Annotated in this window: 13 protein-coding genes; 1 reads left to right on the forward strand and 12 read right to left on the reverse strand. The window is 46.7% G+C overall.

The genetic code is table 11. From position 1 onward, the window contains the following. Positions 1-172: 172 nt before the first annotated feature. Positions 173-1,714: a response regulator gene (locus MKZ16_RS23840; RefSeq protein WP_038572702.1), complete on the reverse strand. Its 1,542-nt coding sequence runs from the start codon at positions 1,712-1,714 to the stop codon at positions 173-175. A gap of 242 nt (positions 1,715-1,956) precedes the next feature. After that, positions 1,957-4,278 (reverse strand): glycoside hydrolase N-terminal domain-containing protein, encoded by a 2,322-nt coding sequence (locus MKZ16_RS23845; protein ID WP_076106460.1) that lies wholly within the window; start codon positions 4,276-4,278, stop codon positions 1,957-1,959. A 211-nt stretch (positions 4,279-4,489) separates the two neighbouring features. Between MKZ16_RS23845 and MKZ16_RS23850 the strand changes: the two genes are divergently transcribed. Continuing rightward, positions 4,490-5,359 (forward strand): AraC family transcriptional regulator, encoded by an 870-nt coding sequence (locus MKZ16_RS23850; protein ID WP_038572706.1) that lies wholly within the window; start codon positions 4,490-4,492, stop codon positions 5,357-5,359. Positions 5,360-5,412: 53 nt separating this feature from the next. On the opposite strand, the gene MKZ16_RS23855 is transcribed toward MKZ16_RS23850, so the two are convergent. From MKZ16_RS23855 to MKZ16_RS23900, 10 genes are all read right to left on the reverse strand, one after another. Further along, entirely contained in the window at positions 5,413-7,467 is a 2,055-nt protein-coding gene (locus MKZ16_RS23855) for an alpha-galactosidase (RefSeq protein WP_036683256.1), read from the reverse strand. A gap of 248 nt (positions 7,468-7,715) precedes the next feature. Beyond that, positions 7,716-10,100 carry a glycoside hydrolase family 95 protein gene (locus tag MKZ16_RS23860; protein WP_076106458.1) on the reverse strand — a complete coding sequence of 795 codons (2,385 nt, stop codon included), beginning with the start codon at positions 10,098-10,100 and terminating at the stop codon, positions 7,716-7,718. An 11-nt stretch (positions 10,101-10,111) separates the two neighbouring features. Continuing rightward, on the reverse strand, positions 10,112-10,264 hold the full coding sequence (locus tag MKZ16_RS23865; RefSeq protein ID WP_176462660.1) for a hypothetical protein: 153 nt from the start codon (positions 10,262-10,264) through the stop codon (positions 10,112-10,114). Positions 10,265-10,272: 8 nt separating this feature from the next. After that, positions 10,273-10,539 (reverse strand): hypothetical protein, encoded by a 267-nt coding sequence (locus MKZ16_RS23870; RefSeq protein ID WP_036683261.1) that lies wholly within the window; start codon positions 10,537-10,539, stop codon positions 10,273-10,275. Positions 10,540-10,605: 66 nt separating this feature from the next. Continuing rightward, positions 10,606-11,739, reverse strand: a complete 1,134-nt coding sequence (locus MKZ16_RS23875) for an SGNH/GDSL hydrolase family protein (RefSeq protein ID WP_076106454.1) — start codon at positions 11,737-11,739, stop codon at positions 10,606-10,608. A 97-nt stretch (positions 11,740-11,836) separates the two neighbouring features. Next, positions 11,837-13,462, reverse strand: coding sequence for an extracellular solute-binding protein (locus MKZ16_RS23880; protein ID WP_076106467.1), 1,626 nt, complete (start codon positions 13,460-13,462; stop codon positions 11,837-11,839). Positions 13,463-13,599: 137 nt separating this feature from the next. Then, a complete protein-coding gene (locus MKZ16_RS23885) occupies positions 13,600-14,502 on the reverse strand; it encodes a carbohydrate ABC transporter permease (RefSeq protein ID WP_036683268.1) in 903 nt (300 codons plus the stop codon). Between the two features lie 15 nt (positions 14,503-14,517). Beyond that, positions 14,518-15,450 (reverse strand): ABC transporter permease subunit, encoded by a 933-nt coding sequence (locus MKZ16_RS23890; protein WP_256715535.1) that lies wholly within the window; start codon positions 15,448-15,450, stop codon positions 14,518-14,520. 272 nt (positions 15,451-15,722) lie between these two features. Beyond that, positions 15,723-17,909 carry a helix-turn-helix domain-containing protein gene (locus tag MKZ16_RS23895; RefSeq protein WP_339814789.1) on the reverse strand — a complete coding sequence of 729 codons (2,187 nt, stop codon included), beginning with the start codon at positions 17,907-17,909 and terminating at the stop codon, positions 15,723-15,725. A 389-nt stretch (positions 17,910-18,298) separates the two neighbouring features. Beyond that, the gene (locus MKZ16_RS23900; protein WP_256715536.1) at positions 18,299-22,207 is read right to left on the reverse strand and encodes a X2-like carbohydrate binding domain-containing protein; all 3,909 of its coding nucleotides are present in this window, start codon (positions 22,205-22,207) and stop codon (positions 18,299-18,301) included. Between the last annotated feature and the right edge of the window lie 164 nt (positions 22,208-22,371).

The following is a 22,371-nucleotide window of genomic DNA, read 5'->3' on the forward strand; positions in this document are numbered from 1 at the left end:
ATTTGTAAAAAAGCTTCCTTTAATCGCAATAATGAATCAAGCCCCTCACATGTGCTGAGTTGTAATACATGCTTATTGTAAAAAGCAAAGGGGCATCTTTCCATATCGTAAGTTTACAATTCATAAAGGAAAGCGACTTTTCTTTCTATTCAGTAAGCAGAAGTGCGGAAGGTTAAATATTTTTCCTATACTCGTTAGGTGTGACCCCAAGGTTCTTCAGAAATAGAGAAATAAAATAAGACGTGCTTTCGTAACCCACTCTCTGGGCAATATCTTGAATCTTCAGTGACCCGTCTGCGAGCAGCTCCTTAGCCTTATCAAGCCGAATACGGGTTAAATAATCGTGGATCGTGATGCCTGTTTTATCCTTAAAAATAGATCTTAAGTAGTTCGGTGACAGATAAACCTGATCAGACAGACTATTAATCGTAATCGGCTGATCGTAATTTTGTTCAATCACGGTGCGAACCTTGTGGACCAGCTTTGTATTTTTATCCATAAGTCGCTCACCTAGCATGCTCACGGCATCACCCGCAGTGCCCAGGATTAAATCCTCGATCTCATGTAAAGTCAGCGCATTATAGATGGAATGATAGAGCTCCGCCCGCTTAAAGCCCTCGGGAACCGACTGATGCAGCTGCTCTAGCAGTTCATCAACAAGATCAATCGCCCAATTACAGATGATTTTTTTCTTGATTCTCAGCGTGGCCAATCCCACGAAATATTGATGCAGCTTTTGTGCGGCCTGCTCGAAGTCCAGCTGATTGATAGCTTCAAACCACTCTTTTCTCTCAAAAGGTGGCATATGTTCACTGTCGAACTGATTCGAAATAGCCGCGGCATGAATAATTAAGCCCGTGCCTTTATAAAAACGTTCATTTAAAATCACACGCGTCTGCTTATACAGATTATGGACCAGCGCTAATTCTGCTGCCTGCGCCCCGACTGCTGCCGTCACCGTAAAATCCAGTGCACTACGAATAGCCACTGCTAAATCCTCCCAAGTATAATAGCCAGGCTGTTGAGTCGCTTCCATAAACACACCTGTCTCGCCATCCTTGTAAGGAACAAAAACAACCTCTATATTTTTCGCCTTAAAAAAGTGATCCAGATAAGAGATCAGCCTACTCATACACTCTTCCAGACTCTGCTGCTCACCCTCCGCCTCTTTGGGATCGATGCTGAACAGTGCCATGGTATAACGATTACTCTCTGGGAGACGTGTCAGCCTGTTGAAGTTATTTGCCAGCTCTGCGGCTTGCTCCGCATTTTTTTCAAAAGAAAGCTCCTTAAGAATTTTAGTTTTAGCAGCCTCCATAGAACGTTGTTTCATCTGAACCTCTTCGCAGCGTGCTTTAACCTTTTCGATAACGCTTTCAATTTCAGTCAAATCTAGCGGCTTCAGTAAATATCCAACAGCTCCTACATTAAGGGCCGATTTAACATAGTGGAATTCATCATGTCCGGTGAGGAACATAATTTGCATATGGTCATAACATTCATGTATTTTTTTAGCCAACTCAATTCCATTCATTATCGGCATCTGAACATCTGTAAGAATAATATCCGGTTGAAAAGCCTCTATTTTCTCCAAAGCTTCTCTACCATTGCTCGCTGTTCCAACGACATAGATGCCCATCTCTTCCCAGCGGATATAATCTCTCATCATCTCAAGACCCATTTCTTCATCATCTACCAGAAAAATACTATACACCTGAGGTTTCCTCCTTCTTGTTGTCTGTATTTGCTCCTATTATATTCTTTTCCCCTTAGGCGATCATCGACCAAATTAATGTAAGTCATTTTCAGGCATGAATCGTTACTTTGTAAGATCTAATCCCAACGTGCTTGTAAAAAGGCTATCGGGTCCTAAGCAGACCAGATAGCCCTTTGATACGTACTCATCATTATTCGGACGCATAATGAAAACGGAGGCTCATCGCCCCCGCCGAATTATTATAACAGCTCCAATTGGCTGTTGAAATAGTAGCTTCCTCCTGTTTCTGCTTGGAAGGTATTTCTCTGATCTCCCCATCGAAGGGTCACCGTTCCCGGTGAGTAGGTGCGAAGCGTAGCTTCCGTCAACTGCCCCTTCTCCCAAACTATGTCTACCTCTACCTTTCCTTTGGCTCGTAATCCAGACACCGATCCTGTATTCCAGGCTTGCGGGAGCGCTGGCAACAGATGAATTTCATCCGCGTGGCTTTGCAGCAGCATCTCTGCAATGGTAGCCGTCCCGCCAAAGTTGCCATCCACGACAAAGATATTGCACTCTGCCCCACCAATCCCTGATTTGGAGAAACTGAACAGATTATCGAAGCACAATCCGCTAATCAAATGAGAGATATGCTTATACGCCTTCTCCCCGTCATATAGTCTGGCAAAACTAAGGCCGAATAAGGCGGCGGTGAATTCTACATCCTCCAGTTCTTCCTGAGCCATCCGGTTCTCCAGCGTTACCCTTGCTGCCGCACTTAACTCCGGTGTTCTGTCCGGTGTAATCTGGTTGCTTGGATACAAAGCGAACAAATGAGCCAAGTGTCGATGCTCAGGTTGTGCTTCCTCATAATCTTCAAGCCACTCCTGCAGCTGACCTCTTTTGCCAATCTGTAGCGGGGGTAACTTAGCGATAGCTTCCTCTAGCTTCAGCTGAAGCTCAACATCTGTATCAAGTAACACCGCAGACTTCAGGCAGAACTCGAAAAGATCCTGCACGAGCACTTGATCCATGGTCGAGCCCATAGACAGCTGCTGTGCACCCTCGCTGCTATCTGCGGGATAGAAGCTGTTCTCTGGCGAGTTCGAAGGCCCCGTCACCAGCCAGCCATATTTCGGATGAATCGTCATATAGTCGAGGAAGAATTCTGCGGCTTCTTTTAGAACAGGATATGCCTGGCGCTCTAGAAATACACGATCCTGACTATATTCATAATGCTCCATCAAATGGGTTGCAATCCATAATCCGCCTGTGACATTTAGCCCCCATGAGGTTTCCCAGCCCGGAGCTGTAAAACCCCAGACGTTAGAGAATACATGCGCCACCCATCCTTTGCTGCCATATAAATCGCGTGCAGTTGATCTTCCCGCCTGAGATAAATCTTCAATATATCGCATCAATGGAAGGTGGCTGTCCCCAAGGTTCACGACTTCTGTCGGATAATAATTCATCTGTGTATTAATATCGAGATGATAGTCGCAGCTCCAGCCCATACGACAAGCCTCACCGTCATTCCAGATTCCCTGCAAGTGCAGTGGAAGAGGTGAATCTTCCCGTGATCCGGCAATGGTCAGGTAGCGGCCATACTGGAGGAACAATGCGAACAAATGAGGGTCCTCCACCTGATCCTGTGCCAGCAACCTAATCCGCTGATCGGTAGGCAGACTTTCTTTCCTGGAGCTTCCCAATTGAATATCCACCTTTTCATATTCCTGACGGTAATCTTGAATATGATCTTCTTTTAACTGTGCATAACCTTTGGTTAAAGCCTGCCGTAGGTTGCTGTAGCTCTCCGTCTCCCAATCCTGGTTGCTCCGGCGATAAACGGTACTGACCCCAAAATAAATCCGGGCCTCATTAGCTCCGGAAACTCTTAATCGGCCATCCCCCCTGTAGATCGTACCGCCGGATAGACTTACTTTGAGCTGCCCTTTTGCCCATACCCCGCATTTACCATTACTATGCACCTTTTCTGTAGCTTGCCCCTTGAATTCAATGGTGTCGCCATCCACAACCTCAGTCGTAAACGATTCTGTCCCACCTTCGATGGCAAGCGTAAAGGATACACCTCCAGGCTTATCGCTCCAAATTCTTGAAACTAACAGATCATCGGCATGTGAAGCGAAGACCTCTCGATGGATGGTTGTTTCGCCGCTCTCATAGACCGCCCCAGCCACTGCACTTGTCAATTCCAGCTCCCGCCGAAACACACCGCCTGATTTAACATCCGCATCCTGGGCAAAATCAATAACAACCTCGCATAATCCCAGGTTCGTACCGAAATTTTGTTTTTTAGGCTGTAAATACTGTTTGGCTAAACGATCACCGCTGTCATAATCGCCGGCAAAAAAGTGACTTCGCGCCTCTTCAAGCGCAGTTCTACCTCCGGCAGGAGCAGGGTCGGGATCCTTTTGCCCAGACCAATAGGTCACCTCGCTCATGCTCCAAACCTCACGATGCGGCGCCGCCATTATAACAGCACCTATTCTTCCGTTGCCCAATGGCAAACCTTGCGACCAGCTTGTTGCAGGGGTTGAATACCACAATTTAAAACCGCTCATTAGATCGTCTCCTGTCTGTAATAGACCTCAAAGTGTTGTTAATTAATTCGCTTATTTCTTTATTAGCATTGTCTATTTATCGCATTTATCGTAACATTGTCGGTATTAATAGTCTTTGTTGACTCGTTCATTCATTTGACAATTTATCCGTTATCCCAAACATTTAACTACAGGCCAGAATTAAGAAATGCTGCTAGAAAAGGGGTATAGTATGAACAAACTATCTGAAATCACACCGTATGTTGGAGCAATCATGCCTTATCTGTACGACGGCAGTAGCAATGAGCATCTGCGCGTCGGCAATGCCTACGCTTTTCATCTATTTACCGATGGCCCCGGTGAGATGGAAATCGACGGAATTCGTTATCCGATTGAGCGTAGAACACTGGTGTTTCTCCGTCCCGGCCAGCCACATGCCTTTCATATTTCCCCTTCTCATCCACTCTCGTCCTACAATGTCTATTTTGATTTGTGGGACAAGCAGTCGCCTATGTCTACTAATCTTTCTTTTATCCATGCGCCTGAACCCTTAAGGCTTGAGAAAAAGGCCACCGAAGTCCCCTGCGCCGAGCTGAACGAATTGCCTTGCGTCTTCCCGCTAGCTAAATATCCACAGCTATACGATAGTCTTGTGATGATTGCCAAAATATACAATGAAGCGATATTCTACCGGAATGAAGCGGTCCATAGCTTGTTATACGGTTGGATATTAAGCTGGTATAATGCCCTCCATCAGCATCAGCCAAGCGATTATCGGATTGTCCGCCTGTTGGAGTATTTGAACACTCATCCCGAACGTGGTAAATCTATCGAAGACTGGGCACATCTCTGCGGACTCAAGCGAACCTATTTTCATGAGCTGTTTCTGCGAGAAACCGGGATGACGCCGCGCGCTTATCATCATAATCTCGTTATGCGACGGGCGGCAGGTCTGCTTCTGGAGAGCGAGCTAAGTGTTACTGCCATTGCTGAGAAATTAGGCTATCCTTCGATCCATCCCTTTTCCAGACATTTCAGTGCCTGTTACGGCATAAATCCCACACAATACCGCCTTAATCCGCTAAGCCGAATACAAATATAGGTTATAAAAAAAATACGCGCTATCCGCAAGAAGCAGAGGGCGCGTATTCTTTTTTATTTTGCTGTCAATTTGAAGATTTTAGATTCTGCGGGTTCAAGCGTAACTTCCAGCTCTCCTGAGGTTTCCCCTTCTACACCTTCCCATAGGTCCAGCAGCTGGTAAGCACCTTGAGCATTCAGCCCTGCACGTTCTAATGAGATAGATCTAGGAGCGGATTTCACGGCATCGTAATTGAAGACGGCTATATAAAAAGCATTTTCTTCTGCAGATTCGAGCACAAAAGTATCACAGGATTGCTTGCCGAGGTCCCCTTCTATCGGTCTGAAGGTTTTGCCAAGACGAGCAACATCCATAATGTCCTTATTGCTCAGCCAAGCTTTGGCCCGGGCGGCGGCTTCCTCTTTTCGGAAGTCATCTCCTAGCAGCAGCACCGTTCCCACGATCACCGAAGCGGTTAGCCGGCTGCGACCTTCATGCCAGCCCGTGGCTTCCTGGTTATGGCTCTTGTACAGTACGGAATGGTCAGGATCATTGTAACGGTACAATGAATCGCTCATCCACCAGCCATGGGTTAAAGAGTTGAGCATGTATTCTGTATCCTGCAGCGTGCCAAAAACATCACAAGAGACACGCCGGCTATGTGCAAATGCATAAGGGAACAACGGTGCGATGGACAGATTAATAAAGAACGGTCGACCAATTACCTCTAGAGACAGCTTGTTCTGCAAGTAGGACATACCGTAGTGATACGCCGCAATGCCCGTCGTAATCTCCGGATTGTGATGCTGCCCTTCCAGTGCGCCATGTGCTAAGAAATCCAGCTTGATATACTCGAATCCTTCCGAGATGAATTTATTTGTATACCAATCCATTCTTTGCAGGTTCCCCGGATGTGTGGGGTCAATGGCTAGCCCTCCATCAACATCCGGCAGAATCTCTCCTTCGCTGTCCCGAAGCAGGATATCGCCATAGGTGTATTTACCGTTCGTACCCTCCACGACATCTCCGAACTGAGAAGGACTTCCCCAGAAAGCGAAAGGGGTCCAGTAGGTTCCCGGTCTATGACCATTCTTCCGCACTAGCTCAAGTGCATTTTTCATCTCTTCTGCTGTGAAATTATCCCAAAAAGCGTCAAAGTTGATGTACAGCGTATCCTCATTCTGGAATCCTAACGGCTGCACTTCTTTTTTCAAAAACTCACTGGTCGACGTATACAAATCATAATCGAGTTCAGCCATTGCGGCAGACCAGCTATTCCAGCCAACAGGAACGCCACCCTCCCAAGCCAGCGGAGCTTCAATCCATGTATTGGCCCGGCCGTAAGCTTCAAGACCTTCTCTGTAATCGTCATAAAAACCTACGAATACGAGCGGTGACTCCACTCTTTTGCCTTTTACATAACCGTGCGGCTGAAAGTCGCGGGTTAATTCACTCACAGCCCCACCGTAAAGATCCAGCTCCTCGATCTGGCCGCTTCGCTCGCTTTTGATACGGATACCCGTTTTCCACACCTTATGAGTTATGGAACCCATGATAATCCCTCGCCGGCTATCCGGCGCGAACACTGCTGTTACCTCGTAGCTCTCTGTATCCATAGGTGGCTTCACCACTGTATATCTGACCCATTTATCGTTGTCGTAAGGCACACGCAGGATGCTTGGTTCATCCGGTTGACCTGACTCGCCGCCGAGTGATACCGATTTGCTCTGAATGACCGCCATGCGGTTCGCTTTGATATCCTCATCGCTTGCGATCGCACTTTGCATCAACACATATGAGGATGACTCATAAATATAAAAATGCTGCTCCAGCTGTGGCAGCAGGGATGTTTCATGCACAATCACTAGATGAACACCTTTGCCAAAACCTTCACGAACAACCTCTTCCTGCAACTTCAGCACATGGCTCTGATAGTGTTCAGTATTATATTCCCGGCCCTGCCAGCGAAAGGCGCTGCGAATCCCCTTTACATGTGCAGAAGTCCCGCCGACAACGGATGACTCACCTGTTCCGAGATCAATCTCCAGATTCACTAGGCCATTGGTTACACGGATAAGAGACGTTGTGTCTGTATTCACGTTTACGGTTGTATTACTGTCAGTTAGCATAATTTGCCTCCTTGTTGCTGCATTTTGGACCTTGAAGGTGGCAGTCTCAGTAGCTGTATCCCCCAAGTATGACCTCATTATAAAGAGCGGATAAAGCGTTTTCTATACAACGATCTTCCGATCCATACCGCGATCTAACACATCTTACCTAAACACTGCTGGTCCTGAAGATTCATGCAGCAATACAAAAAACAGCAGCAGGACCAGACGTTCAGGTCCTACTGCTGTTCATACGCTTATTAAACGGATTATTGCTGATCACCAATGATAAGCTTGTAGGATTGTCCCGCGGTTGTAGCGAAGCTTACCCTTCCTTCGGCAGAATGTTCACACTGTAAATCGTGGCTGCCACAGGTTACCTTAAGTGGAGTATCCATGCGGATCACACATTCTGTGCCCAGCAGGGAAGTGATCTGCGCTTCCACTAGCTTGCCGTTGTCCCACTGAATGCTGACTTCAAAGCCACCGCGGGCACGTAAACCTGCAACGCTTCCCTCCTGCCATTCATTTGGCAATGCAGGCAGTAGTTCGAGATAGCCGCGGTGAGATTGCAGCAGCATTTCGGCAATCCCGGCGGAGGCTGCGAAGTTGCCATCAATCTGGAACGGCGGATGCGCGCCGAGCAGATTGGCATAAACTCCGCCGTGATTATACTGCTCCGACTCCCCGTCCTTCACCAGCCGCAGCATGTTGGAGAGCAGACGCAGGGAACGGTTTCCATCCCGGAAGCGGCTCCATAAAGCGACTCTCCAGCCCAGACTCCAGCCTGTGCTTTCATCCCCGCGCCGCTCCAGCGAGGTTCTTGCCGCAGCAAATAGCTCAGGGGTCTCTTCTTCTGACAACTGGCGGCCCGGATAAATACCAACCAGATGCGAGGTATGTCTGTGATACATGTCCTCATCCTCAAAATCAGAGGACCATTCCTGCAGTTGCCCGTACTTGCCAACCTGCAGTGGCAATAGACGCTCACGGGTACTTTTCAGCTCTTCACGCAAAGCTTCATCCGTTCCAAGAATCACAGATGCCTCGATACAGTTCGTGAACAACTCCCAGATCAGCGATATATCCATTGTGGCACCCGGGCTGACCGCAGCCACACCTTCCGCTGTCCGGAATTTATGCTCTGGTGAAGTGGACGGGGAGGTCACAAGATTGCCTTTGCCATCGTCAATTAGCCAATCCAATGCGAACAGAGCCGCCTCTTTCATGACAGGATAAGCCGAAGCCCGCAAGTATTCAGTGTCTCCGCCAAAAGCATAATGTTCCCAAAGATGCTGAGTCAGCCAGATACCCCCCATTGGCCAATAAGCCCAGCTTGGATCTCCATCGCCATAATCACCTACCGGTGCAGTGTGTGCCCAAAGATCCGAGTTATGATGAGCTACCCAGCCCCGGGTGCCATAGTTGGTCCGAGCGGTATCCGCCCCTCTCTTCGCCAGATTGCCGACGAAATCCAAAAGTGGCTCATGACATTCTGCCAGATTGCAAATCTCAGCGGGCCAATAGTTCATTTCTGTATTGATATTCAGTGTATAGTTACTGCTCCAAGGCGGACGAGTAGAGGCATTCCATATTCCCTGAAGATTGGCAGCCTGCGTTCCGGGGCGCGAGCTTGCGATCAGCAAATAACGTCCGAAATGGAACAGCAGCTCAACTAGACCCGGATCTTGCGCGGAGTAAGTCGTAATCCGCTGCTCGGTTGACATTCCTTCCGGCGCCAGCGGCTTGCCCAGCCGAAGTTTCACCCGATCGAAAAGTGCCCGGTAATCAGTGATATGGGCTTGAAGCAGGCTGGTGTAAGACTTGCCTTGAGCACTTGCCAAGAAAGAAGCTGCAATGGTGGAGGCATCTTTTCCTTCAATTCCCGGGATTAGGTCATACCCTTTAAAACCTGTAACCGCACTGAAATAAAAGGTTGCCGCTGTCGCACCCAGCAAATGAATCCCACTGCCATCAACCGTTACTTGGCCGTCATCCGCCGTCACGGAGAGTTGTCCTTCGAAAGCCATTCCCTTGCTGCTGCCTGATTCACCGTATCGGATGGGATTGTCGCTCCCGAAATAGCTTGGATCTACATGCTCCGGTGCCGTTCCCGATAGAACATAGCTCTCACCTTGCGAATAAAGGTTGTGCCGGAGCGGACTTTCCAGCGTAGCATGCACATTCAATGCGCCTGGCACACTTGCGGTCAAACGAAGTACAAGCAACTGATCAGGATGAGAAGCGAACATCTCACGGGTATAAGTAACATTGCCAATCTGATATTCAATGCGATGCAGCGCATTTTCCACATCCAGTGTACGCTGATAAGAATGATAGACGTTGCCATGCTCAAAACGAAGCAATAGATCACCAAAAGGTAAATAAGATTGAGTATACGGCCCCATCATTTCTCTGGTCAGCGTGTCCGCCTCAACATAGCGGCCTTCTTGAATCAGCTGTCGCACCTTTGGCAGAACGTTTTTAGCACCGGGATTGTTACCCTCTTTTGGGTATCCTGACCAAAGCGTATCCTCGTTCAGACTAATTTTCTCCTGTTCCACACCACCGAAGATCATACCGCCCAGACGTCCATTCCCAATTGGAAGTCCTTCCGTCCATACATATGCTGGCTTGTCATATTGAAGTTTCATACGCGCTCTCCTCACCATCTGTCATTTAATAAATTATCAGCAATTTCAACCTCACTGCAGGCATTTAATTCAATCGCATCATCAAGCCTCACCACTGCCTGCCGGAATTCCATTGCACTTAAAGACCAGTCCGCAGGTGCTCTTGGTACTAAGGGCCAACGCATCAATACTCTCAAACTTGGATTAGTGACATCCCGGTTCTCTTCCTCGCTGGCAGTATTCGAGATAAAATAAGGTTTCCGGATGGCCTCGTCCGGATAGAAATGATAGCAGCCCTTCGGCAATCCAGTAGTCCCGGGCCGGGAATTTCAGCGACAGCCTGAATAGCCCGAACCATGGCTGGCTGCGCGTCTAAACCAGAATCCGGCAGTACTCCATAATCCGTCAGGCGGATTACAGTAGGAGTAGTTAAGGCATTGTTCTCGGCAGAAGTGATCATCGGCACCGCCTTTCTTTTTTTGTAAACGCTTAATATTTGGCAGTATAATATCTCCGCTTAAAATAATCAATTGTGCAGCAGTTTCAGAATACGCAGGCTGGTACCTTTACTCTGTTCGTCCTTCAGCCCCGTAATGAGTACTGTAACCCGCAGTTCTTGACGTTGTTCCCGGATCGGAAACATGGCGATAATAGGCCGAAAGGCAAGCGGACACCATTCATCGAATAAGTTCACAGCTTTATAAGAACTGTCATTAAGCGAATATTCAAAAATCCCGCTGTCCGGTCCGTAGAGCAGCATCAAGCCTGCGCTTTGCCCGGTTACGGTAAAAGAAAACATAGCCTCCTTGCTATGGGTATACAGATGCTCTGTTCCAAAACGCCAGTTCATCAGCGGATCTCCTGCAGACAGTTCGCGAAGTTCGTAACCGTTCACATGATCAGCCGCGCGGAAATCAAGCAGACTGCCATATTCATAATTTTGCTCCGCTAAGGGTGGAATATCTAAAGAGCTTTCGCTGCTCAAATTCGTCTTGCCAGGAACAAGCGCTGTCTCCAGATACTCTCGCAAAAAGGAAGCATACAGCGCATGACCGTCATCATTGGGATGATATCCATCCGGTGCCAGCTTAGTCCACTCCATTTGTCCCGCCTCTAGCTGCGCATAGACTCTAGCTGCAAAATTAACAGAGGGAAGCTTATAATGCTCAGCTACTTCTTCATGGACAGCGATATTAAAGGGATTGCTCCCGGAGAGATTCTTCTCTGCTGCCGTATACAAAAAGCAAATATCAGTGCCCGGTGACAACCGTCTGCATTGGCGGACAATGCCCTCCATCCCTCTAATGGATTCTTCCCGGTCACTGCCGTCATTGACGCTAAATTCAACGAATAACAAATCAATTGTGCCCTGCTGCAGGACATGCTCCTGTAATCGATGAGCACCTAAAGTTGAGTTCGTTCCTCCCACTCCTGCGTTGATGAAGCGGAACTCCTGATCCGCAAACCGTTCCTGAAGATACTTACCGGTGAGCGCTCTCCAGCTATATGTGTCTGCTTCGGAAGCACCTGCCCCCTCCGTAATTGAGCCGCCTAAAAAGGCAACGGTCACAGTCCCTTTTTCCGTAAGCCTGCCGTTAATTTGAGGTAGTCCACGGCGCGGAACTACAAATGAATGATTGCAATGTTTCTCGTCTGTCATAACTCAACCTCCATCCATAAAAAACCATATTTTCTCCTAGAAATCAAGAAATCAGGTGCGGGGTCTATCATACAGCACCTGATTCTGATTTCAATATTTATTTTTTTGAAGTATCATAAGCCTTTTGTAAAATTTCGAGATAACGATCAAGCTTCAAGTTCTGCAATCCCTTTACATAAGCGTCCCAGTCCTTGTTCAGATCCTTGTTGCCTGTGATGAATTGCAGCTCATTTTGTTCGATGTAATTTTTCAAATTTGTCTGCAGCAAGCTGGCTTCATCAATCTCACTTGGATCAATCCAGATCGACCAGATAGGGAACAACTCTTTAGGCTCATGACCTTCGTATAGCAGAGTCGCATCATACAATCTACGTTCGTAACCATCAGAAGCAAAGATGTCGGTACCTTGAACGTAAGTATCACGGTATTCTTTAGGCTCATAGAAGTGAGCCATACCACTCCAGCCCGCATTACGTGGTGCTGCGCCTTCTTCACCTGGAATTAATTTGATCATCGGTTTAACATCTTTACCCAACGCCACATCGCCTTCAACCGGATCGGTCCAATCGGTTCCCTTCAGGCCAGCTGCGCCATTCGTTTGGCCTTCTGGTGTGAACATATAATCCACCATCTTGATCAGTGTAATTTGCGCTTCTTCACTTGCTTTGTTAGTGATCACGAATTTTGCACCCGGGACTACGCCGCCTCCATCATGAGTCGCATAAGAAATTCCTGAAGGTCCCGAAATCGGAGGAAGCGGGTTGTAATGTGCTGAGCGGGTATTCCCCGGGTCGATGTTTACGAAGATCGCTGGGTGCATACCTGCACCTGCGCCTAGAATTTCTGCATCAGCATTTTCACCGATTTTCTTAAAAGCTTCCGCGTTTTGTGTAAAGGCACCCGGATCAATTAACCCTTCGTCAAACAGGGATTTAATATAGGTCAATCCTTCTTTCCACTCCGGAGTAATGGCAGCAGATTGCACCTTTCCATCCTTCATGTTCAGGTAATTACGATCATCATCATAAACAAATGCGTTCATCAAGAAAGGAACGATCCGTACGCCGAACTCCTCGATGGAACCGCTTAGCGGCACTTCATCCGCTTTGCCGTTGCCGTTCGGGTCTTGCGTTTTAAAGGCTTTCAGTACATTTTTAAATTCCTCAGTGGTCTTCGGCATCTCCAAGTTAAGCTTTTTCATCCACTCAGTATTCAGCCACATTTTGCTAGGATAGGAACAGTGGAAACATTCTGTATAAGCTACAAGTCCGTAAATGTTGCCATCAGGTGCAGTATTAAACGTTCTTAGGTCAGAGTTCTTTTCCATGGCTGCTTTAATATTAGGAGCATATTTATCAATCAGATCATTTAGCGGAATGAGTACACCTTGCTTGCCGTATTTCAGTAGATCGGCCTGTGAGAATTGATCAATATAGTGAGTAAGCAGGTAGGCATCTGGATAGTCGCCACTCGCCAGTGAGATCTGGCGTTTTTCCTGAGCACCATCCGATGGATTGATCTGCCAGTTGAATTTGAAATTAAATTTCTCTTCTACATGTTTTGTGAATTTATTGGTCGAAAGGTCGATGCCGGATTCCTGAACTGAGAACACGCTGATCTCAACCGGCTTGCCAGGCGAACCCGAACCAGAGCCCTGCTGCGTGCTGGATGCGTTACCTGTATTTTTATTTGCACATCCGCTAATTACAACCGTAAATGCCATGACCAGAATTAGTAAAGTTATCAAGCTTTGCTTCTTCAAATATTATCACTCCCTTTTGTAATTTAGCAGGTGATACGATGATACCTTAAGTGTGTACTCCGGGCATACCTCCTTTCCAAAAAAAGAGATTCCTAAGATCAACCCTTGACGGAACCAACAAGCATCCCCTGTACAAAATAACGCTGTACGAAAGGATAGATAACAAGTACCGGCAAGGTGGCAATCACAATTAAGGAATACTTCAGCAGCTCGGAAAGCTGTTGTTTCTCGACCAGTTTCCCCACGTCCATAGCCCCACCAGCGCTGTTGTTCTGAATGATGATGCTTCGCAGGACAAGCTGTAAGGGGAACAAATCTGCTGATTTCAGATAAATCAACGCATCGAAATAGGCATTCCATTGACCTACCGCGTACATAAGCACCAACACTGCGAGAATCGGTTTGGATAACGGGAGTACCACGCTCCAGATGAATCTCATATCACTACAGCCGTCGATTTCACTAGCTTCCAAAAGCTCCTCCGGAATCGAGGATTGAAAGAAGGAGCGGGCAATAATGACCTGCCAGACCCAAATGGCGTTCGGAATCAACAGCGCCCAGCGAGTGTCGATCAGATGCATCTCCTTCACAACCAAATAGGTGGGAATTAGCCCCCCACTGAAGATCATGGTGAAGGTAATGATCATCATCAGTGTATTTCGTCCGAAAAAACCTTTTCGAGACAGTGGATAAGCAATCATAACCGTTAAAGTTATACTAATCAGCGTTCCCGCTGCGGTGTAGAAAATTGAGTTTCCATAACCAGTGATAATCTCAGGCGTATTCAGCAATACTTTAAAACCTTTGAAAGATATATCCACAGGCCAGAGCCAGACACGACCAGAGGTCACGGCTGCCGGACTACTGATTGAGCTGCTGATGATAAAAATAAGCGGATAAAGTACAGCGATTACCACAAGAGTGAGCACAATATAGATTGTGATCAGGAACGCTTTGTCGCCGACGGATTCTTTAATCTTTTTTTGAACTGCTGCTGCCATAGATGAGCTCCTTTCCTACCAGATGCTGTTCTTCGTAATTCTTTTCGCCAGACCGTTTACTATAAATAAGAGAACCAGGTTGATGATGGAGTTGAACAGGCCCACCGCAGTTGCAAAGCTGTAATTGGCATTCAACAGACCGACCCGGTAGACATAAGTGGCAATGATCTCAGAATTAACGAGGTTAAGCGGGTTCTGTAGCAGGTAGACTTTTTCAAAGCCGATCGCCATTACATTCCCTACATTCAGAATCAAAATGATAACAATAGTTGGCACAATCCCTGGCAAATCGACGTGACGGATTTTTTGAAACCGTGAGGCTCCATCAACTTTGGCAGCTTCATAAAGTGTTGGATCTATCCCTGCAAGCGCTGCCAAATATACGACTGCACTGTAGCCCGCTGTCTGCCAAATATCAGACCACACATAAATCGAACGGAACATGCCGGGTTCACCTAGGAAGTTAATAGAATCCAGTCCGAAGAAGTTGAGTGCAATGTTGGCAAAACCGAGCCGTGGGGCCAGAAATAGCATAACGATTGACACCATGACAACCGTCGAGATGAAATAAGGAGCAAACGATACAAGCTGAACGAATTTCTTAAACCTTCCTCCCCGTACCTCATTAATCATGAGCGCAAGAATAATCGGGATTGGAAAACCCGCCAGCAACTGATAGCCACTAAGCATAATAGTATTCTTGAGCAGCGTCCAAAACTGCGGATTCTCAAAGAAGAGCTGGAAGTTTTTAAATCCGACCCATGGGCTTCCCCATATCCCTTTTATGACGTTATAGTCCTTAAAGGCTAGGACAGTGTTCAGCATCGGATAATACTTGAAGATGATAAAAAACAGCAAAGGCGGAATCACAAGCAGATGTAACTGCCAGTGCTTTTTTATGCTTTTGCGAGCATTTTGTAAGAATGCGGGGCCTTTGCTTTTCGGCAACGACTTGCGATGTAATACTATTTCTTTCTCCAGAACAATTCCCCCTAAGCAGATGTCTGTGATTTTTGATAGCGCTTTCTACGGATTGATCATAGATGACTTTTATCTCCAAAAGAAAGGTACACTTGGGGACTTCAGCGTACAAATCGCCTTATCTGAGGAGCACAAAATAGCAGTAGAACGGCCATTTTTCCAAATTGCAGGGTTGAAATCAGAAAAAAGACTGCATCGTCCAAAGTGGACAGTGCAGCCGTATGTTATGGCATATTTTTTTATTCATCCACAGATTGTCTATAGGTACTCGGGGAGACACCCATCAACCTTTTAAATGCGCGTCTGAAGGAATGTGAACTGTTGTAGCCCACCCGCACGGCAATCTCATCCACCGTTAATCCATTCTCTTTGAGCAGGATAATGGCTTGATCCATTCTGACTTTTATCAAATGGTCGGAGAAGTTGACACCCGTTACCTCTTTAAACAGCTGGGAAATGTATTTTTCCGGCCGCTCCACCTGTTCCGCCACCCGGTAGAGGGTCAGTTCCGTATCCGAATAGTTTTTTGCTGTGTAGTCCTTAATCTGCTTGATGATCTGAATATGAATATCTTTCTTTTTATTCGCAATGAGTCCGCACAGCTCTTCCATAATGTCAAAAAATTCGTTCTGGATCGTCTCAAGCGACTCTGATGAGCCAATGTCTATGACCCGCCGTTTGACACTCTCGATCTCTGAATATTCGGTAAATGCCTTTTGATCCAATAGCTTGAGAAAAGTCCCCTTCATTTCCCCGACAAGCTGGTGCTTCATTTCGATGGATAATTCTCGCTGCTCCATATTCTGGGCGATAATCGCACGCACAATCCGTTCGGCTTCTTCTAGCTCTCCGGCTCGAATCGTGCTGATTAACCGTTGCTCCGAATCCAGCGGATAATAATAAGTTGTATTCTCGATCTGAGCTTCACTACTCCAGATAATTCCTTTCTTATTCATGTAAACTGCATATTCCAGCGCCTGCTTCGCTTGATCATACGAAAGGCTAACCTCCGTTACCTCTGTGAATAGATCCCCGAAGCCCGCCAGAATGGTAATGCGGTACTCATTAAAGACATTTTGAGCGAGCTCCTCCATCGTCTGGGTGATATTCGCTGCTTCCTGTTCCTTGTCAGCTCCTTTTTCCCTAGAAAAGAACAGCGTTACAACTTTATCAGAGCCCATATCCGTCATCAAGACATCCACGCCAAGATCAGCCAAGGTCTGTTTCAGCAGCAGCCGGGAAGCGCTCAGCTCGTTCAGAATTTCAACACTGTCCATACCCGCATAACCGTTAATTTGAACAATTCCTACGTAGCCAGTATCCTGATTCATGCTGATATCCGCCTGCTTGGCTGCAGAGATAATTTCATCCCGCGTCTTGAATTCACCGGCAATCAGCCGTTTCAGGAAGGCATCTCGGACCAGAGGAAGCTGGCGGTTAAGCTCGGACTCGAGCAGCTTATTTTTGGTAATCATATCGGCAATATTTCCGCTCAAAAAGTCAAATTCATTCCTCTCCGAGGCTTCTTCTTTACCGAATTGCTCCTTCATGACGCTGAGCATACGATTGATTGGCGCGCTGTTACGGTAAGCTAATATCAGTCCGGCGATCAAACCGATAATTAGAGTGCCTCCTGTAATTTGTATGGAGATTCTTTTGATCTTGTTAGCATTCTCCATCAAAATATCTTGAGGAATCCCGGTCTGATACACCCAGCCATTGGAATCGGAACGGGTAGTAACCACCAGATCATCCTTGTAGAACTGACTGACCTTATTCTTATCAAAAGCTGAATCGTCGAGCATTTTGACCATTTTCTGCTCATCGCTTCCTTGCAGAACAATCGTATTCCCTTTAGCGTCACTAATATGCACCCAGCCCCCGTATCGCTCGGTCAGGCCTGAGAGCAAGCTGGAAATATTTTTTTCATCAATAATCACTACTGCGACAGCCGGCGAGGAATCATTAAAGCTATCCAAGGGGAGTGACTGCATATAGGTAATAACCGAGGTTTGCATCCCCCTGCTGACAAAATCACTAAGTGGCTTGATCTCGCTGCGGTGGGTTGTCTCAAGCACTTCTTTTCTCCAATCCTGTAACGAAAGACCCTTATAGTTGAAATTAGAGTAGTAATGCTCCGGACGATAGGTCGAACCTGGGGTTAGGATAAGATTATAGTTAGCGAGGTAAATATAATAGTTTTGCAAAAAATCATTAGTCTGGCCGAAAGTCAAAACATTCCGCATCGTTTTCCAAATCCCATACACATTCGTCTCATTTTCACTTTCATTCATAAGAACATTTAGCTCCTGGTTGACCGCCAATTGCCTGGTAAAGCCTTCAACCTCCGCCATACGGCGCTCCAATATCTCCTGACTTTTCTGAAGCTGAGTGACTCCATTCTCAATCGAGATGGACTGTGTCACGGAGATTGAGGTTAGATAGGACATGTACCCGCCAATGCTGGGTATGACCAAAATGACCACATAAGAGATTAGAAATTTACGAAAGATATTGGAATATTTCAGCGTAGTTAGCCTCCCTCAATATGACATTTCGATAGCGCTATCATTACCATAGATTAAAACATTTTGCTTCATAGTCAAGGGTTCGAACTCACTTCACCCTCCTGCACCTCTTCAGAAATGGAAAAAAAACAGCGATCTACGCCGTTATCACTGCCTTTTATCGGCAATTCCGATATTTTATCTATAGTGCGTCAGCTGTTTCGATGTGTGACCCTTACATGGCCCTCCTGTCATTTAGAAAAAAGGGGCCAATAACGGCCCCCTTCATCATTGCTTTGGCTAGACAATCAGTTCTTCTTCTGATCTCTGGCCTCTGATCCAGATGTAAAGACATGATCCGTCGAAGCTTCTTCAATGTCGCCGAAGGCCCAATGTGTTGCCGGAACATCTGCCCACTGTGGATTCGTTACATTGATTAGGGGACCTCTGCCTAAAGCTCTATTCATAGCCACAACAGCTTCGGCACGAGTAAGCTTGGCATTAGGACGGAAAGTCCCGTCATTATAACCAGTGAAAATGCCAGTACCTTGGGCTTGCAAAATCGCCGCCTGTGCCCAATGTCCATTGATGTCAGAGAAACCGGAACCCTTCTGCGTCGAATCCGTTCTAAGCAGGGTCACCAGAGTGGCCATTTCTGCACGCGTCAACGTTTGATTAGGCTTAAAGGTGCCATCGCTGTAACCCTTTATTAGTCCCATCTTCGCTACTTTAGTTATGGCATCAGCACCCCAGTAACCAGAAGGCACATCACTGAACACGACACCTGCTCCAGTAGCCCCCTTCTCAGAAACATTGGCAAGAATCGTTGCCATCTCAGCACGCGTAATTTCGTGCTCCGGCTGGAAGAACCCACCCGGATAACCTTTGATATATGCTGTATGACGGATCGTATCAGACTCGCCATTCCCTGCAGATCCATCCTCGTTTCCAGTTGCCGGAGTTGGCGTCGGAGTCAAGGCAGGTGTGGAAGAAGGCTTAGCTGGAATGTACGAGCCACCCGAATCCGTTGATGTTGATGTTGGTGTTGGAGTAGAAGTTGGTGTCGGACTTGGCGTTGGTGTTGGAGATACAGCAGGACTCGTTGAAACTGTGAATTTCAATTGATCCGTCAGCATGAAATCACCAGATTTCTTCACAGCTTTAAGCGTGTGTATCCCGCCTTCCAATCCCGAAATACTATAAATTTCCTGACGGGTCAGGCGGCTCTTACTATACGCATTCACGGTTTGGACTCGTTGTCCATCGACATAAATATCCATATCACCTTGCTCTGGACCAATAGGTGTGATCAGGCTGATTCCGGTACCCTTGAAGGTATATTCAAAGGAATCACCGTCCACTGATGTGGAGTGAACATCGTTAAGATAATCTCCCCCCACAGTAAACTTAAGGTTCAGCGTCCCCACTGGCTGTGCAGCAAGATAAGATTTATTCAGTGTAACACGGTTACCTGCTACTGAATAATCAGTCCCGAGAACCAGATTATATGATCCGTTTGTAATGCCGGTAAAGCTTTCCGCTTGCTGCAGCAATGTCACCTCAATATCTTCCTGAGCGGAAGCAGCTTTATCAAAGCTGGCAGCGATCGGATTAATCATATTCGGAATTTCTACCTTGAGCATATCAAGGAGCATAAATCTGCCTGATTTCTTCACAACCTTGAGCGTGTGCATACCATCCGGTAAGCCAGAAATGCTGTAAAGGTTCTGAAGTGACATTTGTCCATGATGATAGGCACTGACGGTTTCCTTAAATTGATCGTCAACATATATATCCATATCACCCTGTGACTCATCTACCTCTGTGAACAGCTGAATCCCCGTTCCTCTGAAGGTATATTCAAAAGAATCACCATTCTGCTCCGTATATTGCACATCGTCTTTATAGTCGCCCAATCCTCTGCCACTGCTGCGGTTCCAAGTGCCATTGTACTTAACTGTCGAATCATCGTTATTAATCATCACATAACGAATGCCTGTAGAATCGCTAATTTGTATCGACAGGGTCTGTGGATCACCAGCGTTAAAAATGAAAATCAAGTCGGTTGTGCCTGCCGGCTGCTGCGCAAGGTATTGCTTATGGATGGTCAATTTGTCATTCGTCACCGTAAAATCGTCTTCCGAAAGTGCCTCGCCATTATTTTCAATACAGCTCAGTGTATTACCATTCAAATTCAGGGTGACAGTAACATCCTCTTGTTGTTCTGTTGCTTGGTCGAATCTAGCAGATGTCGGAGTAATGGTACTATTCTGTCCTCCTGCTGGAGTTTCTGTAGTCACCTTAAACGCGTCAAGCAGCATAAAATCACCTGAGCTTTTGACCACTTTAAGTGTGTGAGAGCCGTTAGCAAGTCCCGAGACACTGTACAGATTTTGCTGTACCTCTCTTGATCCCGTTTTATAAGCACTAACGGTCTGTGCAGCCTCATGGTCCAGCGTAATAATCATATCTCCCTGAGATTCATGCTTTTCGGTCAGCAGGTCAATGCCAGTGCCCGTAAAGGTGTACTCAAAGGAATCACCGTTCTTCTCGGCATAATGCACATCGTCTTTATAATCACCCAATCCTCTAGATGAGCTTACCTGCCATGCGCCATTATATTTAATGCCGCTGTCATTATCATTAATGTATACTACATTAGTGACCGTTGCCTTGTTCGCAGCAGACGAATTCTCAGACGGGTCAGTCCCATAGTTCGTAACATCCGATTGTGAAGCCATCGACGGCGCAGACGAGGAATCCTTGATCGTAATGCTCAAATCTTGCTTTCCTTCTAGCAGCTCTTTGCCGCCATTACGCTTCCAATCCCCGCTGTAGCGCATACCTGTATCATCATCATTGACTGTAGAGGTACCACCTAATGCTGTAACTTTAAGCATCCGTGACGCATGAGGTTCAAGTATCCCTCCGCTAAATTCCTTCTCAAAGTCTCCCAGCTCAGTGTGACTCCATAAATCGCGAACGGAAGCCGGGCCCTCAAGGCCGAGATCACTCCATTTGACTTTCACCTCCGCACTCCGACTGCCCAAATTGAACAGAGCTACGCTGTAAGTGCCATCTCCATTATTGGCATACCAAACCTGCTGCTGGGTATCCATAGATACCGGATGGCCTGGACGTCCTGCCTGATTTACGGCAATTACCTCATCATTGGTAAGCAGTTCTAGACCATAGCTGTCCAGCCTAGTCATGTCATTACCTGTATACAATGGCACGGAAGAGATTGACCAGAATGTCATCGCGGATTTCCGCTCGTCTTTGGTCAGACCATCCATAGATCCGTTACCAACGTTCAGAGAATCAAAATCATTCCAACCCCCAGGACCTGCATCCCTCCACCAAAGTGCTGCTTTGGGGAACAAGCGGGAAATACTCGGCCAGGCTGTCAGCCCACTGCCATCGTAAGCTTCAACATCCCAGTCAATTCGCCAACCGTTGGCATACTTTTTCCAGAAATCCACGTAATTGTGATCGAGCGCCCAGGACAGCTCAAACCAGATGTTATTTCTGTCAAAAGCCTTAGACCATGCCTCTACATCGCCGCGCGCATCACGGCTCAAGTTGTCAATCCCCGAGCCAGGAGTCACGCTGTCAAATTTGACGAAATCAATGCCCCACTCGCCAATCATATCCGCAATAGAATCCACATACTTCTGGGCACATGGATTCGTGAAATCAATTTTATAAGTGTAGGAATTCCAATAATCCATAATGGTAAGCGGTTTGGCTGTAATGTCCTGTATACGGCATTGGCCACCCGTTCCGTAAATCTCTAGATTCTGATTATAGGCATCGATGGATACCCCCGGAATCATATAGATTCCAATTCTCTGTCCATTATTATGAACATAGTCGATGACCTCTTGAAATCCGTTAGGATATAAGGTCTCACTTGGAATCGGTCTGCCGTATTCATCCATGCTGCCATTCCAGCCCGCATCAATATTGATGTATTCATACCCATGGGCTTGCAAATTCTCATGCATAACATCCGATTGTTTTTTGATGCTTTCGGCCGAGGTCCAGTTGCCTGCACCGTCGTACACCTGCATGCTGTAACTGCTCCAGCCCATATAGGGCTTTTGCGCCATACTCTTCTCAGCTGCTAGTGCCACATTGCCCTTCGTTCCTGTGAAACCGAACTGCGCTGCTGCAATTATAAATACCAACAGGCTCATTCCCAGCTTTTTTCCCATTCGCTTCAAATCATCCTTACCCCCTCATAAAATGTGGTTAAAATTTATTTGATAGCGCTTTCTTTACGGGATGATCATAAAGGAAGAACGAGTTCCACGATAGGTACATTTCCGCATTTTACGTACAAATAACCCAAAAACAAGGGGACAAATGAACAACAGAA

Source organism: Paenibacillus sp. FSL R5-0928, from assembly GCF_037970385.1.
Lineage (GTDB): Bacteria > Bacillota > Bacilli > Paenibacillales > Paenibacillaceae > Paenibacillus_AQ > Paenibacillus_AQ odorifer.

Coding starts and splice junctions, on each gene's coding strand:
- MKZ16_RS23845 (WP_076106460.1), bottom strand. CDS start 4,278: ATGAGCGGTTTTAAATTGTGGTATTCAACCCCTGCAACAAGCTGGTCG.
- MKZ16_RS23850 (WP_038572706.1), top strand. CDS start 4,490: ATGAACAAACTATCTGAAATCACACCGTATGTTGGAGCAATCATGCCT.
- MKZ16_RS23855 (WP_036683256.1), bottom strand. CDS start 7,467: ATGCTAACTGACAGTAATACAACCGTAAACGTGAATACAGACACAACG.
- MKZ16_RS23860 (WP_076106458.1), bottom strand. CDS start 10,100: ATGAAACTTCAATATGACAAGCCAGCATATGTATGGACGGAAGGACTT.
- MKZ16_RS23865 (WP_176462660.1), bottom strand. CDS start 10,264: ATGCGTTGGCCCTTAGTACCAAGAGCACCTGCGGACTGGTCTTTAAGT.
- MKZ16_RS23870 (WP_036683261.1), bottom strand. CDS start 10,539: ATGATCACTTCTGCCGAGAACAATGCCTTAACTACTCCTACTGTAATC.
- MKZ16_RS23875 (WP_076106454.1), bottom strand. CDS start 11,739: ATGACAGACGAGAAACATTGCAATCATTCATTTGTAGTTCCGCGCCGT.
- MKZ16_RS23880 (WP_076106467.1), bottom strand. CDS start 13,462: ATGGCATTTACGGTTGTAATTAGCGGATGTGCAAATAAAAATACAGGT.
- MKZ16_RS23885 (WP_036683268.1), bottom strand. CDS start 14,502: ATGGCAGCAGCAGTTCAAAAAAAGATTAAAGAATCCGTCGGCGACAAA.
- MKZ16_RS23900 (WP_256715536.1), bottom strand. CDS start 22,207: ATGGGAAAAAAGCTGGGAATGAGCCTGTTGGTATTTATAATTGCAGCA.